Annotated in this window: 12 protein-coding genes; 7 read left to right on the top strand and 5 right to left on the bottom strand. The window is 73.2% G+C overall.

The genetic code is table 11. From position 1 onward, the window contains the following. Positions 1 to 386 precede the first annotated feature (386 nt). Positions 387 to 569, bottom strand: a complete 183-nt coding sequence (locus D6270_RS27260) for a hypothetical protein (RefSeq protein WP_109163049.1) — start codon at positions 567 to 569, stop codon at positions 387 to 389. A 66-nt stretch (positions 570 to 635) separates the two neighbouring features. After that, positions 636 to 1,310, bottom strand: coding sequence for an AIM24 family protein (locus tag D6270_RS27255; protein WP_109163050.1), 675 nt, complete (start codon positions 1,308 to 1,310; stop codon positions 636 to 638). Between the two features lie 72 nt (positions 1,311 to 1,382). On the opposite strand from D6270_RS27255, the gene D6270_RS27250 reads away from it, so the two are divergent. The 5 genes from D6270_RS27250 to D6270_RS27230 all read left to right on the top strand — a co-directional run bounded on the left by D6270_RS27250 (position 1,383) and on the right by D6270_RS27230 (position 7,347). Next, positions 1,383 to 2,150, top strand: coding sequence for a peptidyl-tRNA hydrolase (locus D6270_RS27250; protein ID WP_109163051.1), 768 nt, complete (start codon positions 1,383 to 1,385; stop codon positions 2,148 to 2,150). Positions 2,151 to 2,381: 231 nt separating this feature from the next. Further along, positions 2,382 to 3,128, top strand: coding sequence for a DUF4142 domain-containing protein (locus D6270_RS27245; RefSeq protein ID WP_202419124.1), 747 nt, complete (start codon positions 2,382 to 2,384; stop codon positions 3,126 to 3,128). 177 nt (positions 3,129 to 3,305) lie between these two features. Next, positions 3,306 to 4,631, top strand: a complete 1,326-nt coding sequence (locus D6270_RS27240) for an MbnB/TglH/ChrH family RiPP precursor modification enzyme (protein WP_109163053.1) — start codon at positions 3,306 to 3,308, stop codon at positions 4,629 to 4,631. A 5-nt stretch (positions 4,632 to 4,636) separates the two neighbouring features. After that, the gene (locus D6270_RS27235) at positions 4,637 to 5,659 is read left to right on the top strand and encodes a TIGR04222 domain-containing membrane protein (RefSeq protein WP_204117046.1); all 1,023 of its coding nucleotides are present in this window, start codon (positions 4,637 to 4,639) and stop codon (positions 5,657 to 5,659) included. A gap of 122 nt (positions 5,660 to 5,781) precedes the next feature. Beyond that, positions 5,782 to 7,347: an alpha/beta hydrolase gene (locus D6270_RS27230; RefSeq protein ID WP_109167254.1), complete on the top strand. Its 1,566-nt coding sequence runs from the start codon at positions 5,782 to 5,784 to the stop codon at positions 7,345 to 7,347. A 69-nt stretch (positions 7,348 to 7,416) separates the two neighbouring features. Here the strand turns inward: D6270_RS27230 and D6270_RS27225 are convergent, their stop codons facing one another. Continuing rightward, positions 7,417 to 8,049 (bottom strand): TetR/AcrR family transcriptional regulator, encoded by a 633-nt coding sequence (locus tag D6270_RS27225; RefSeq protein ID WP_109163054.1) that lies wholly within the window; start codon positions 8,047 to 8,049, stop codon positions 7,417 to 7,419. A gap of 60 nt (positions 8,050 to 8,109) precedes the next feature. Here D6270_RS27225 and D6270_RS27220 point away from each other — a divergent pair, with 60 nt between their 5' ends. Beyond that, positions 8,110 to 8,982, top strand: a complete 873-nt coding sequence (locus D6270_RS27220; RefSeq protein ID WP_109163055.1) for a ketopantoate reductase family protein — start codon at positions 8,110 to 8,112, stop codon at positions 8,980 to 8,982. Positions 8,983 to 9,235: 253 nt separating this feature from the next. Here the strand turns inward: D6270_RS27220 and hemQ are convergent, their stop codons facing one another. After that, positions 9,236 to 9,964, bottom strand: coding sequence for a hydrogen peroxide-dependent heme synthase (hemQ, locus tag D6270_RS27215; RefSeq protein ID WP_109163056.1), 729 nt, complete (start codon positions 9,962 to 9,964; stop codon positions 9,236 to 9,238). Between the two features lie 4 nt (positions 9,965 to 9,968). Beyond that, complete coding sequence (gene hemG, locus D6270_RS27210; RefSeq protein WP_109163057.1) at positions 9,969 to 11,456, bottom strand: protoporphyrinogen oxidase; 1,488 nt, start codon at positions 11,454 to 11,456, stop codon at positions 9,969 to 9,971. Between the two features lie 125 nt (positions 11,457 to 11,581). Here hemG and D6270_RS27205 point away from each other — a divergent pair, with 125 nt between their 5' ends. Next, positions 11,582 to 12,598, top strand: a complete 1,017-nt coding sequence (locus D6270_RS27205; protein ID WP_109163058.1) for a DUF4349 domain-containing protein — start codon at positions 11,582 to 11,584, stop codon at positions 12,596 to 12,598. Positions 12,599 to 12,601: the final 3 nt, after the last annotated feature.

The raw sequence follows: 12,601 nt of genomic DNA, 5'->3' as shown, positions 1-12,601 counted from the left end.
TACCCGTCCCCGGGTCAGGACAGCGGACCCGGACTGCGCGGAGGCGGCACCGCACGCAGGAGTTCCCGGCGGGGCCGACCGCCACCGGCCCGGAGGGCCGGCGTCGCGGTCCACCAGAACGACGACGGTCGGAAACACGGCAACGTGGATGGTCGGCATCCCCCGCGCCTCTCCCCCGATCACCGGCATCGCGTGTCGCACGCGTGCGGAGCGGCGCCGTGCCGGGGTTGCCGGGAGTCGGCGCCATCCGGTGGTGCCCTGGCCGGAGATGCCTCGGCATGAAGGGCGACGGTGCGCTGCGGCGCCCTCCCGTCCCCCGATCCCCCCGTCCACGCCGAACGGAACGGGCCCTGGCGGAGTCCTCCGAGGGGGAGGCCGGACCGGACTCAGCCGGAGCAGGCCGAGCGCCCCGCCTCCTGCCAGGCGCAGACCGGGCAGAGCGTGGCGCCCTTGGCCGACTCCGGGTACTCGGTCGGCTCGCGGCAGAGCACGCACTCCGCGAACGGCGGGCCCGCGTCCGCCTCCGTGGTCACGGGTGCGGGCGTTTCGCAGTACGCGGCGGCGTCCATGCCCACAAGCGTACGTAACGGGGTCGCCGGACCGGGCCGTCGGATCGGGTCGGCAGAACCGGACTGTCAGTTGGCGGTCCGCTCCGGCCTGGCCTCGCTCGGCCGCACGATGACGAACCCCTCGCCCTGGAGCATCAGCTGCACGGCCTCGCCCGAGCCGCCGCGCACCATCGATCCGACGCTCTGGGAGCGGTGCAGGGACGTCGTGAGCTGCTGGCTCCAGCCGACGACCGCGTCCGTGTCGACGTACACCGGCTGGGCGCCCGTCACCGGGATCACGATGGGCGTGCCCTCACACATCAGGCCGAGCTTGCCGTAGCCGGAGAAGACGCTGTTGAACAGGCCGCCGCCGACCATCCCGGCGCCCTTCACCGTCTTGATCTCGTACGAGAGGGTGGCGTCGAAACAGAGGACGTTACGGCCGTTGATGGTGATCTGGTCGCCCTGGTCCATCTCCAGGATGAAGCAGTTGGCGGCCTCGTGCGCGAACCACGCCTCGCCCTGCCCGCGTACGGCCATGAGCGCGAGGCCCTCGCCGGTGACCGCGCGCTTGAGCAGGCCGCCGATGCCCTGGCCCTTGCGTTCGAACTGGAGATTGCCGCGGAAGGCGATCATCGACCCCTGGCGGGCGTGCATCTCGCCGTTGACGGCGTACTTGATCGACTTCGGGTTCTGCAGGGTCATGCCGGGGGCGGTGGCCGGCTGGGCCATGTGCTCGCTGGAGAAAAGGTCGCTCTTCATGTGGAGCATCCTCACCCGGGGCGGCCCGTCAAGCCAAGGAGCCGGCGAATCTCCGCCTGGCAGACTGGGACCGTGAGCAGCGACGACACCTCCCAGAACACCTCCTCCCGGACCACTGTCTCCCCGAGCCCCTTCCACAACGGTCCGACCGACCGGGACGAAGCCCCGCAGTACGTGCTCCCGCTCGTGGTGCACCTGGAGAAGACGGCCCCGCCCGCCCGTACGGACGCCCTGCGCACCGCCGCCCGCGCGGTGCTGACGATCCTGTCCGACGAGCGGTCCCTCGGCGAGGGCGAGTGGGCGGGGGCGATGCGGGACTGGGAGGACGCCCGGATCCGCAAGGTGGTGCGCCGGGCACGTGGGGCGGAGTGGCGCAAGGCGGCCGCGCTGCCCGGGATCACGGTGACGGGCACCGGCGCGGAGGTCCGGGTCTACCCGCCGATCCCGCTGGACGGCTGGCCCAAGGAGCTGGCCAAGCTCCAGGTGTCGGGCACCGACCTGGACGACCCCGAGCCGCCCGCCGCCCCCGACCCGGAGGGGCCGGTGCTGTGGCTCAACCCGGAGCTGGAGATGTCGGCGGGCAAGACGATGGCCCAGGTCGGCCACGGCGCCCAGCTCGCCTGGTGGGAGCTGTCACAGACCGAGCGCAAGGCCTGGCGCGAGGCGGGGTTCCCGCTCTCCGTGGCCACGGCCACCCCGGCGCGCTGGCGCGAGCTGACCACGAGCGGCCTGCCGGTGGTGCGCGACGCGGGGTTCACGGAGATCGCCCCCGGGCCCACCGTCGCCGTGGAGGGCGGCCGGCGGTTCTGTCCCCTCCCGGGCGTACGCCTCCGCCGCTGAACGCACGCCCCCTCGGAGATCCGCCGGCCGCCCTCCACGGCGCGGCGCCCCCGTAGGCCGGGACCGGCCCGCCCGCGGCTGAGTATTCCTGCGCCCGACTACGTATCTCCCGATACTGCCCCACCGGCATTACCGACAAGTAGCCTGCGCGGCGAGCCGGTCGGCGGTTGATTGACGCCTGATCGACTGACCGGCGCTGTCACGCCTCGCCTCGTCCCGGGAGACACCTTGTTGCGACGCATCAACGGAACGGCCCTCATCATCGCGGCACTGGTCGCCACAGTGGGCGCGCTCGCCTTCCCCGTCTGGTCCTACGCGGACCGTTCGGGCACCGGCGAGGCGAACCTGAACGCGTCCAGCGTCGCCACCCAGTGGGGCCCGCTCTCCGCGACCGACCGGGACTTCCTGGTCAAGGTGCGTCTCGCCGGGCTGTGGGAGCTGCCCGCCGGTCAGCAGGCGATCGAACGGGCGCCCAGCGAGGCGACGAAGGCGGCCGGGGACCATCTGGTGGTCGGCCACACGGACCTGGACCGGCGGGCCCGGGACGTGGCCGCGAAGCTCGGGGTGGAGCTGCCCAACCAGCCGACCGAGCAGCAGCGGGCGTGGCTCGCGGAGCTGACGGCGGCGAGCGGGGACGAGTACGAGCGGAAGTTCGCCAACATCCTGCGGGCCGCGCACGGCAAGGTGTTCGGGCTGATAGGCCAGGTCCGGCACACCACCCGCAACACCCTGATCCGGCAGCTCGCCAGCGACGCGAACCAGACCGTGCTGGACCACATCACCATGCTGGAGGGCACCGGCTTCGTCGACTTCGACGCCCTGGCGCGTGAGGCGGCCGGCGGGTCCACGGCCAGCCCCTCGGGCCCGTCGATGCCGCAGGGCGGGCAGGTGCCGCAGGTTCCGGTGCCGGTGACACCGACCGGCGACCAGTCGTTCACCTCGCGCCCGGTACCGCCGACGATGCCGCCGCTGCCGTAGGGCCTTCCACCCTGACGCGGCCTCCGAAGCCGCTCCCGCAGGACAGCCCTCCAAGCCGATGCCGTAACGAGACCCGCCCGCCCGGAACCTCAAATCCTCCTCTGAACGTCCCCTGTTCGGGTTGGGCACCGCTTCCCGGGGCCATCACCCGGACAGGGAGCGGAGGAGGGGGACACCATGAAGCTGGGCATCGGGATCGGCTGGCGGCCGGAGATCGCGGCCGAGGTGGAGGCGCTCACGGGGATCGACTGGGTGGAGGCGGTGGCGGAGAACCTCTGCGCCGACCACCTCCCGGACTCCCTAGTGCGCCTGCGGGAACGGGGGGTGACAGTCGTCCCGCACGGCGTCTCGCTCGGCCTGGGCGGCGCGGACCGCCCGGACGCCGGGCGGCTCGCGGGGCTGGCGGCGCGGGCCGAGCTGCTGGGTACACCGCTGGTGACCGAGCACATCGCGTTCGTACGGGCCGGGGGGCCGCTCACCGCGTCCGCGCGGCTGGAGGCGGGCCACCTGCTGCCCGTACCGCGCACCTGGGACGCGCTGGAGGTGCTCTGCGAGAACGTGCGCATCGCCCAGGACTCGCTGCCCGTGCCGCTGGCCCTGGAGAACATCGCGGCGCTGGTCTCCTGGCCGGACGAGGAGCTGACCGAGGGGCAGTTCCTGGCGGAGCTGGTCGACCGGACCGGCGTGCGGCTGCTGATCGACGTGGCCAACCTGCACACCAACCACGTCAACCTCGGCCAGGACCCGGCGAAGGCGCTGGACGAGCTGCCGGTGGAGGCCATCGCGTACGTCCATGTGGCGGGCGGGGTCGAGAAGGACGGCGTCTGGCACGACACGCACGCCCACCCGGTGACCGCCCCGGTCCTCGACGTACTGGCCGAGCTGCGCTCGCGGGTCGACCCGCCGGGCGTGCTGCTGGAGCGCGACGACGCCTTCCCGCCCGGCGCGGAGCTGGCGGGCGAGCTGGACACGATCCGGGAGACGCTGCGGTCCGCGGCGACCGGCTCACGCCGGGCCGTCCCCCGCACGGCGACGTCCCTGGCGTGCGAAGCCGCCCCTCGTACGGAGACGCCCTCGGCGCCCACCGCCGCCCCCGGAGCCCGCGACCGTACCGCCGTCGCCCAGACCGTACTGCTCTCCGCGCTCGTCGCGGGCACCCCGGCGCCCGAGGGCTTCGACCACCGGCGGCTGCGGGTGCAGAGCCGGGCGCTGGCCGCCAAGCGCGCCGATGTCGTCGCGAAGGTGGCGCCCGAGCTGCCGGAGATCCTCGGCGACGGCTACCGCGCCGCGTTCCTCGACTACGCCGAGGGCCGCCCGATGAGCGCCGGTTACCGGCGCGACGCCCTCGGTTTCGTGGAGCGGATCCTGGTCTCGGGCGGCCTTCCCGACCCCGTGGCTCAGCGCAGGCTGACGCACTGGTGGGAGGACCGCTCCGGGCCCCGGCCACCGAGCCGGACCACCCGTATCGTCCGGGCGGCCCGTGCCGTCCTCGCGGGGAAGTGACCGCCGTGAACACGCTCGCCCTGGTAATGAACCTCGTGGCCGCCCTCTCCACCGTGCTGCTCCTGGCGAAGGTGGCCGTCTCCCGGTCCCGCCGCCCGTCCGCCGACCCCTCCGCCACCGTCCACGACCTCTACGAGGCGGCGTTCCTGAACGGCGGTCCGGCCAGGGTCGCGGACACCGCGCTCACCGCCCTGTACACCGACGGCCGGATCCTCATCGGCGGCCCCGGCATCATCTCCGTACAGCGTGCGCAGGCGAACGACCCGGTCGAACGCGCCGTGTTCCAGGCGCTGTCGACCTCACCGAGCGGGGCTCTGCACGCGGTTCGGGAGGCGGTGATGCACCACCCGGCGGTGCAGGAGATCGGCGACGGGCTGGCTCAGCGCGGGCTGCTCGTCCGGCCCGCCGACGGCCGTCCCGTGCGGCGGTGGGGACTGATCCAGGGGGTGAGCTGCTTCGTCGCGTTCCCGCTCTCCATCCTGCTCACGGTCCTTCAGTACATCGCACACGACTCCCCGTTCGACATGCCGTTCCCCTTCGTCGTGAAGGTGCTGCCCGGCATCCTGCTGGGCGGGATCAGCGGGCTCGTCGTGGCCGCGTCCGGCGCCAAGCGGATCACCCGGGCGGGCCGCCGGGCCGCGCAGGCCTTTCGAGCCGCGAACGCCTACCTGCTGACCCCGCCGTACCTCGTCGCCAACCGGGGGCTGCACGCTCTCCCCGACCCGGTGCTCCAGGCCCAGCTGATCGCGGCGGCCCAGCAGCACCTGCGGACCCGGCGCTCACGGTCCGGCTTCTCGGGGGGCCGGTCGGCGGGGTACGTGGGAGGTGCGGCGGCGTCGGGCTTCGCGGCGACCACGGTGTGGTGCGCCGACTCGGGCCCGGGGCATACGAGTTGCGGGGGCGGAGGCGGCTGCGGCGGTGGGTCCGGGTGCGGCGGTTCGGGGTCCGGCTGCGGGAGCTCGGGGTCCAGCTGCGGGGGGTCAAGCTCCAGTTGTGGTGGCGGCTCCAGCTGCGGCAGCAGTTCCTGAACCGCCACCGGGAGAAGGAGTGCGGCAACCGGGTCGTTCCCCGCAACACACCGGCCCGGTGCTGGACTTCACCCGCTCCGCACCTCACCATCCCCTCTCCGCATCCGCAGAGAGGTCCCGCCGTGAGAGCAGTACCGCTGTACGCAACGATCGGCTCCCTGGTCCTGTCCGCCCTGGTGGCCGCCCCTGCCACCGCCTCGGACGGCCCCGCTCCGGCCTCCGCCGAGGAGCGCGGTACGACGGTGGCGGCGGTCCGCGCGGCAGCCGCCGGGATCTCCTTCGGCGCCTGCCCGGAGGAGGAGCAGCTGCCGGACACCCTGGAGTGCGGCACCGTCGGCGTCCCCCTGGACTACGCGGAGCCCGACGGCCGGACCATCGAACTCACCGTCAGCCGCGCCCTGGCCACCGGCGATGCGGCCGGCCGGCAGGGCTCCCTCGTCTACAACCCGGGCGGCCCCGGCGCCTCCAGCGTCACCTTCCCGCTGATGGGCGAGATGTCCGAGTGGAAGGAGATCGCCGAGGCGTACGACATGGTCGGCTACGCCCCGCGCGGTGTCGGCGCCTCCGCCCCGCTCTCCTGCCAGGACCCCGCGGCCTTCGCGCAGAGCCCCACCGACTCCCCCGTGCACCCCACGGCCGCGTACAAGAAGCAGCGGATCGCGCAGGCGCGGGCGTACGCGCGGGGGTGCGAGAAGCACGCGGGCGAGGCCCTGCGCCACTACACCTCGCTCAACAACGCGCGTGACCTGGAGGTGGTGCGGGCGGCGCTCGGGGACGAGCGGCTGACGTTCATGGGTGCCTCGTACGGCACGTATCTGGGTTCCTTGTACGCGACCCTCTTTCCCTCACGCGTGCGCCGTATGGTCTTCGATTCCGCGGTCGACCCGGACCCGGAGCAGATCTGGTACCGCTCCAACCTCGACCAGTCGCTGGCCTTCGAGTCCCGCTGGGAGGACTTCCGGCGCTGGGTCGCCAGGCACGACGACGTCTACCGGCTCGGCACCACTCCCGAGGCCGTGCAGCGTCATTACGACGACGTGCGCACCCGCCTCGCGGCCGAACCGGCGGGCGGGAAGGTGGGGCCCGGCCAGTTCCACGCGGCGTTCCTCCAGGCCGGTTACTACGACGACTACTGGGCGATGCGGGCGACCGCCCTCTCCGAGTACGTCCGGGGGAACCCGGAGCCGCTGATCACCCAGATGTCGCCGCGCGCGATCACGGCCAAGGGGGACGAGAACGCGCGGGCCGTCTACACCGCGATCGAGTGCAACGACGCCCCATGGCCCGAGGAGTGGGAGGTCTGGGACCGCGACCACAGCGACCTCGCGACCGTCGCCCCCTTCCAGACCTGGGACAACGCCTTCACCAACCTGCCGTGCGCCTTCTGGCCCGCGCCCCGGCAGCAGCCGCTGGACGTCTCCACCGGGTGGGGCGAGCTGCCGCCGGTGCTGATCCTGGCGGCGGAGCGCGATGCGGCGACCCCGTACAAGGGGGCGCTGGAACTTCAGCGGCGGCTGCGCGGCGCGGTGCTCGTGACCGAGCGGGACGCGGGGACGCACGGCATCGGCGGGGCCGGGAACACCTGCGTGGACGACCATCTGCGGCGCTACCTGCTGACGGGGGCGACACCGGACGGGGACGCGGAGTGCGCCCCGCACGCGGAGCCGAACCCCCTCTCGCTGGACTAGCCGTACCGGCGGCGAGGGCGTGCGCCGTGTCCGGCCCGCCGTGGCCCGGAACGCGGGCGGCGAAACGGCCTAGCGAACGGTTTCGGTCGCCGGGGCGCTCATCGCCGCCGTCAGGAACGTGATCGCCCAGCGCTTGGCATCCTCCCCCGCTGCCGTGGAGCAGCCGGGGGTCGGCTGGTTGTGGACCTCGACGCGGTCCACGGCCGTCACGGCGAGGACTCCCCGCAGCCGGAACCACAGCTCCTGCGGGGCAACGCCCGGCAGTGCGCGGGTGAAGGCCGACAGGAACCGCTCACGGACGGCGGCTTCGTCCGGTCCGGTCCAGCTGCGGGCCTCTTCGGCCGGATCGCTGAGGATCGTCATGATCAGCCGGGACGTGCGGGCTCCGTCGGCGTCGTCGGCGGGCATCTCGTCGAACAGGGGGCCGACGAAGGCTTCCACGAGGTCGGCGACGTCCGGGTCCGCGTTCTTCGCGAGAGCCTCGTCGAGCCGGGCGTGCTGGGCCCTGTTGATGGGCCCGGCGACGCGGCGGGCCACCGCCGCCATGAGTTCCGCCTTCGACCCGAAGTGATAGGCCACAGCGGCCAGGTTGGCCCCGGCGAGGTTGGTGATCGCGCGGACCGAGGTCCCGCGGTAGCCGTTCTCGGCGAAGAGGCGTTCGGCAGCGTCGAGAACGTTGCTCCGGGTATCGGGAAGCACCATGTGCCGTACTGTACAGACGACTGATTGAAACGAACGTTTGACTTAGGCGGATGTGATCGCATGAAACTGCTCGTCCATGGCGCCGGGGTGTGCGGCAGCCTGCTCGCGGCCCAGCTCCACGAGGCCGGGGCCGACGTCTCGCTGCTGGCCAGGGGCCGACGGCTGGAGTCCCTGCGGCGGCACGGTGTGCGACTCGCCGAGGAGGACAGCCCCGTCGTCCGGCAGGTGCCGGTCCCGGTGGTCGAGCACGCGGCGGACGGGTACGACCTGGCCGCCGTCACCGTCCGCACCCATCAGGTGGACGCGGTGCTGGAGTCACTGGCCGGCTTCGGCGGCGATGTGCTGTTCCTGCACAACTGGGCGGCCGGCGCACAGCCGCTGGAAGAGGTGGTCGGCCGGGGGCGCGTGCTGCTCGGCTTCCCTGCCGTCGGCGGCACCATGGACGGCGACGTGGTCCGCCACCGCGCGAGCAACCCCGTGACCGACCGGGTCGCCATGCCGATCGGTGAGCCCGACGGGCGCACCACCCCGCGGCTGGAACGGATCGTCCGCGTCTTCCGGGCCGCCGGCGTCAATACGAAGGCCGAGCCCCGGATGGACGCCTGGCTCAAGACCCACGCCGCGTTCTCGGTGCCGCTCGGCCGGGCCGCGTACACGGCGGGCGGCCCGGCGGCTCTGGCCGAGGATTCCGACGCCGTGCGCGCGATGCTCCGCCTCATGCGCCAGAACCTGGCCGCCCTGCCGACACCGCCGGTCCCGCGACCGTTCGGCGCACTGGACAAAGTGCCGGAAGGGGTGCTCGTGCCCCTGCTGAGGCGCTTCCTGCGCAGCCGGACCGCCGTCCGCAGCGGACTCAGCGACACCTCTCCCGCGACGGCCGCCGAGCTGGACCGGCTGGCCGGACAACTGCGCGCGCTCACGCAAGCCGGCTAGGCCCCGAGCCACCGGGCCGTTCCGGTTCCTTCGCCCCGCGACCGTCACCGGCGCACGGCCTCGACGGCCGGCCACCCGTCGGCCGCGTCGACAACCGAACCTGGAGCGCGGACGGGCCCTGTCGGAGTGCAGCGGGTGCACTCCGACAGGGCCCGAAGCCGAACCCGGTGTCGCTGGAACGGCGGGCGGCACGGTCGGTGCCTGGTGCCCGTCTTCTGATCTTCCGGGTTGGGGTGGTGCGGGAACTCGCTGGCTATGCGAGCCCGGCCACCAGGTCTGCGACGCTCCTCCTGCGGCCCGTGTAGAACGGGACCTCCTCGCGCACGTGGAGCCGTGCCTCGGAGGCGCGCAGGTGGCGCATCAGGTCGACGATGCGGTACAGCTCGTCCGCCTCGAAGGCGAGGACCCACTCGTAGTCGCCGAGCGAGAACGAGGCGACGGTGTTGGCGCGGACGTCGGGGTAGCCCCGGGCCATCTTGCCGTGGTCCGCGAGCATGCGGCGGCGGTCCTCGTCGGGCAGCAGGTACCAGTCGTAGGACCGTACGAAGGGGTAGACGCTGATGTAGTCGCGGGGCGTCTCGTCGGCGAGGAACGCCGGAACGTGCGACTTGTTGAACTCGGCGGGCCGGTGCAGGGCCATGTTCGACCAGACCGGTTCCAGAGCGCGCCCGAGCTTGGTGCGGCGGAAGAGGTTGTACGCCTCCTGGAGCTCGTCCGAGGTCTCCGCGTGCCACCAGATCATCAGGTCCGCGTCCGCGCGCAGACCGGAGACGTCGTAGGTGCCGCGCACGGTGATGTCCTCCGCCGCGAGCTGGTCGAACAGCTCCTGGACCTCGTCCGCGTATCCCGTCCGGTCCAGCGGCAGTACGTCGCGCAGTTTGAAGACCGACCAGAGCGTGTAGCGGATGACCTCGTTGAGGTCCTTGGCCTTCTTTCCGGCGTTCGGACTCTTGCTGGATGTCACAGTCTCAGGAGCACTCATACGGCTATTGTCCCGCCTCGCTCCCGGTGCCCTGAACCAGGGTGGGCGTGGCGATGATCTCCCCCGCGATCCTCTCCTCGAACTCGCCCGCGATCTCGTCGGCCGCCCGCTGGGCGCTCGCGATGCAGGCGGGGATGCCGACCCCGTCGTAGACGGCGCCGCAGACCCGCAGGGCGGGCAGTTTCGCCACCTCGTCGCGGATGCGGGCGACGCGGGTGTGGTGGCCGACCGGGTACTGCGGCAGTCCGCCGATCCAGCGGGTCACCTCGCTGTCGACCGGGCGTGCGGCCAGTCCGGTGGCCGCCGCGAGATCTCGCAGGGATACGGCGACGAGTTCGCCGTCCTCGCGGTGCAGGTGGTCCTCCTCGCCGTAGCGGCCGACGGAGGTGCGGAGCACGAAGAGGCCGGGGGCGGCGTCGGCCACCCACTGCCACTTGTTGCTGGAGAAGGTGGAGGCCTTGATGGTGCGGCCGTCGACCGGCGGGACGAGGAAGCCGGAGCGGCCGCGCAGGGCTTCGTACGCCTCGATGTCGGTACGCCGGAAGGCCAGGGTGACCAGGGCCATCGACGCGTACTCGACACCGGCCAACTCGGCGGAGGCCGCCGGGGACTCGGCGGTGAGCAGGGAGGCGGCGGACCAGGCCGGGGTGGCCAGGACGATGCCGTCGGCGGTGATCAGGCCGGTGTCGGTGCGGACCGCCCAGCCCGCCTCCGTACAAGTCAGGCCGAGGACCGGGGTCTCGGTGAGGATCTGCCCGCCGGAGGCCCGTACGGCCGCGGCCACGGCGGCCGGGAGGGTGCCGATGCCGCCCTCGATGCCCTGGAAGACGGGCCCGGTCTGCTGGCGGGCCGCGGCCCGCTCCTGGATGCGGCGGACGGCCTCCAGCAGCGGGCCGCCCTCCTTCACCGCTTCGAAGAGCTGGGGTACGGCGGCGCGCAGCGAGATCCGGTAGGCGTCGCCCGCGTAGACCCCGCCGAGGAGGGGCTCCACCAGCCGGTCGACGACCTCGCGGCCGAGCCGGTCGGCGACGTACGCGCCGACCGCCACGTCGTCGCCGACGGGCGTCGGGGTGAGGTCGCGCTCCTCGGCGATCCGGGCGAGGCCTTCGGGCGAGAGCACCCCGTCGAGGGCGGCCGGGTCGCCGGGGACGCCCATCACGTGCCCCTTGGGCATCGGGCGCAGCGCGTCGCGGGTCCAGAGGGAGGCGGTCGCGGTGGCGGGCGGCTGGAGGCGGTCGCCGAGGCCCACCGCCTCGGCCAGGCCGACGGCCTCGGGGCGGCGGGCCAGCACCGACTCGGCGCCGAGGTCGACCTGGACGCCCGCGACCTCGCCGGTCATGAGCTTGCCGCCGAGCCGGTCGGTGGCCTCCAGGAGCGTGACCCGCAGGCCGGTGGCGACCAGGCGGTGGGCGGCGGCCAGTCCGGCGATGCCGCCGCCGATGACGACGACATGGCGCACGGGCGGGTCCGCATCCTGATGTGAACGCTGCATGGGTCCACTCTCTCAAACGCCTGCCGGGTCCCGGCCGTGACCACTTCGAAACCCGCGCCCGGAAACCGGTTCGGGAGGGCCCACGTCGAACCGGCAGTACCGACAAGCGTCCTGGGGGACCTGCTGTGAACAGCGATATCGACGCTCGCTTCCTCGCCCGTCCGCCGCGTGCGGCACACCACCGCCGCTCCCGTCTCCGTGCCGCTCTGGCGGCGGGTGCGCTCGGCGCGGTGCTGCTCGTCGGCGGGTGCGGGGCCTCCGGCGACGCCGCGTCCGACGCGGGCGGGGGGCGGGACCTCAAGGCGGGCGCCGCGCAGAGGGGGATCGTGGGCGAGCAGTACGCCCCGGGCGACTCGGCGGCCTCCGCCGCTCCCGAGGTGGCGAAGAGCGGCGAGCGGCAGGACAAGGCGCCGAAACCGGGGGCCGCGGGGAGCCAGGTCATCCGGACCACCGAGCTCTCCGTCGAGGTGAGGAGCGCGCCCAAGGCGGCCGCGGCGGCCCGGAGCGCGGTGGAGGCGAGCGGGGGTCTGGTGGCCACCGAGAACACCGAGCGGATCGACGACGAGCACGAGTCATCGCACCTCGTGCTGCGTGTGCCGCAGGACAGCTACCATGAGGTGCTGCGCGAGCTCACCGGCGCCGGGAAGCTGCTCTCCCGCTCCTCGAACGCGAAGGACGTCACCGACCAGGTCGTCGACGTGGAGAGCCGGATCGCCACCCAGCGCGCGAGCGTGACCCGGGTACGGGAGCTGATGGACAAAGCGGAGAAGCTCACCGATGTCGTGGCCCTGGAAGGCGAGCTGAGCAACCGTCAGGCCGATCTGGAGTCGCTGCTGACCCGGCAGGCGAGCCTGAAGGACCGCACCTCGCTGGCGACGATCACGCTGGACCTGAACGAGCCGGACGCCCCGCGCACGGGCGGGGAGGACGACGACCCGGGGTTCCTGGACGCGCTGGGCGGCGGCTGGGACGCGTTCGTGACGATGTTCCGGTGGATCGCGGTGGCGATCGGCGCGAGCGCCCCGTTCCTGGTGACGGCGGCGCTGCTGGTGGTGGTGTGGCGGGTGCTGCGTGCCCGGCGCACGGCCCGGACGGCCCCGCCGGCCCCGAAGCCGGAGCCGGAGACCGCGCCCACTCCCTGAGCG

It is taken from the genome of Streptomyces griseus subsp. griseus, from assembly GCF_003610995.1.
Taxonomy (GTDB): domain Bacteria; phylum Actinomycetota; class Actinomycetes; order Streptomycetales; family Streptomycetaceae; genus Streptomyces.
Note: the sequence above shows the minus strand (reverse complement) of the source record. Positions and strands in the feature narration are given on the sequence as shown.

What these genes read in the sequence shown, in the direction of transcription:
- D6270_RS27260 (WP_109163049.1), bottom strand. Translation starts at nt 569, where the DNA reads ATGGACGCCGCCGCGTACTGCGAAACGCCCGCACCCGTGACCACGGAG.
- D6270_RS27255 (WP_109163050.1), bottom strand. Translation starts at nt 1,310, where the DNA reads ATGAAGAGCGACCTTTTCTCCAGCGAGCACATGGCCCAGCCGGCCACC.
- hemQ (WP_109163056.1), bottom strand. Translation starts at nt 9,964, where the DNA reads ATGAGTGCTCCTGAGACTGTGACATCCAGCAAGAGTCCGAACGCCGGA.
- D6270_RS27220 (WP_109163055.1), top strand. Translation starts at nt 8,110, where the DNA reads ATGAAACTGCTCGTCCATGGCGCCGGGGTGTGCGGCAGCCTGCTCGCG.
- D6270_RS27240 (WP_109163053.1), top strand. Translation starts at nt 3,306, where the DNA reads ATGAAGCTGGGCATCGGGATCGGCTGGCGGCCGGAGATCGCGGCCGAG.
- D6270_RS27225 (WP_109163054.1), bottom strand. Translation starts at nt 8,049, where the DNA reads ATGGTGCTTCCCGATACCCGGAGCAACGTTCTCGACGCTGCCGAACGC.
- hemG (WP_109163057.1), bottom strand. Translation starts at nt 11,456, where the DNA reads ATGCAGCGTTCACATCAGGATGCGGACCCGCCCGTGCGCCATGTCGTC.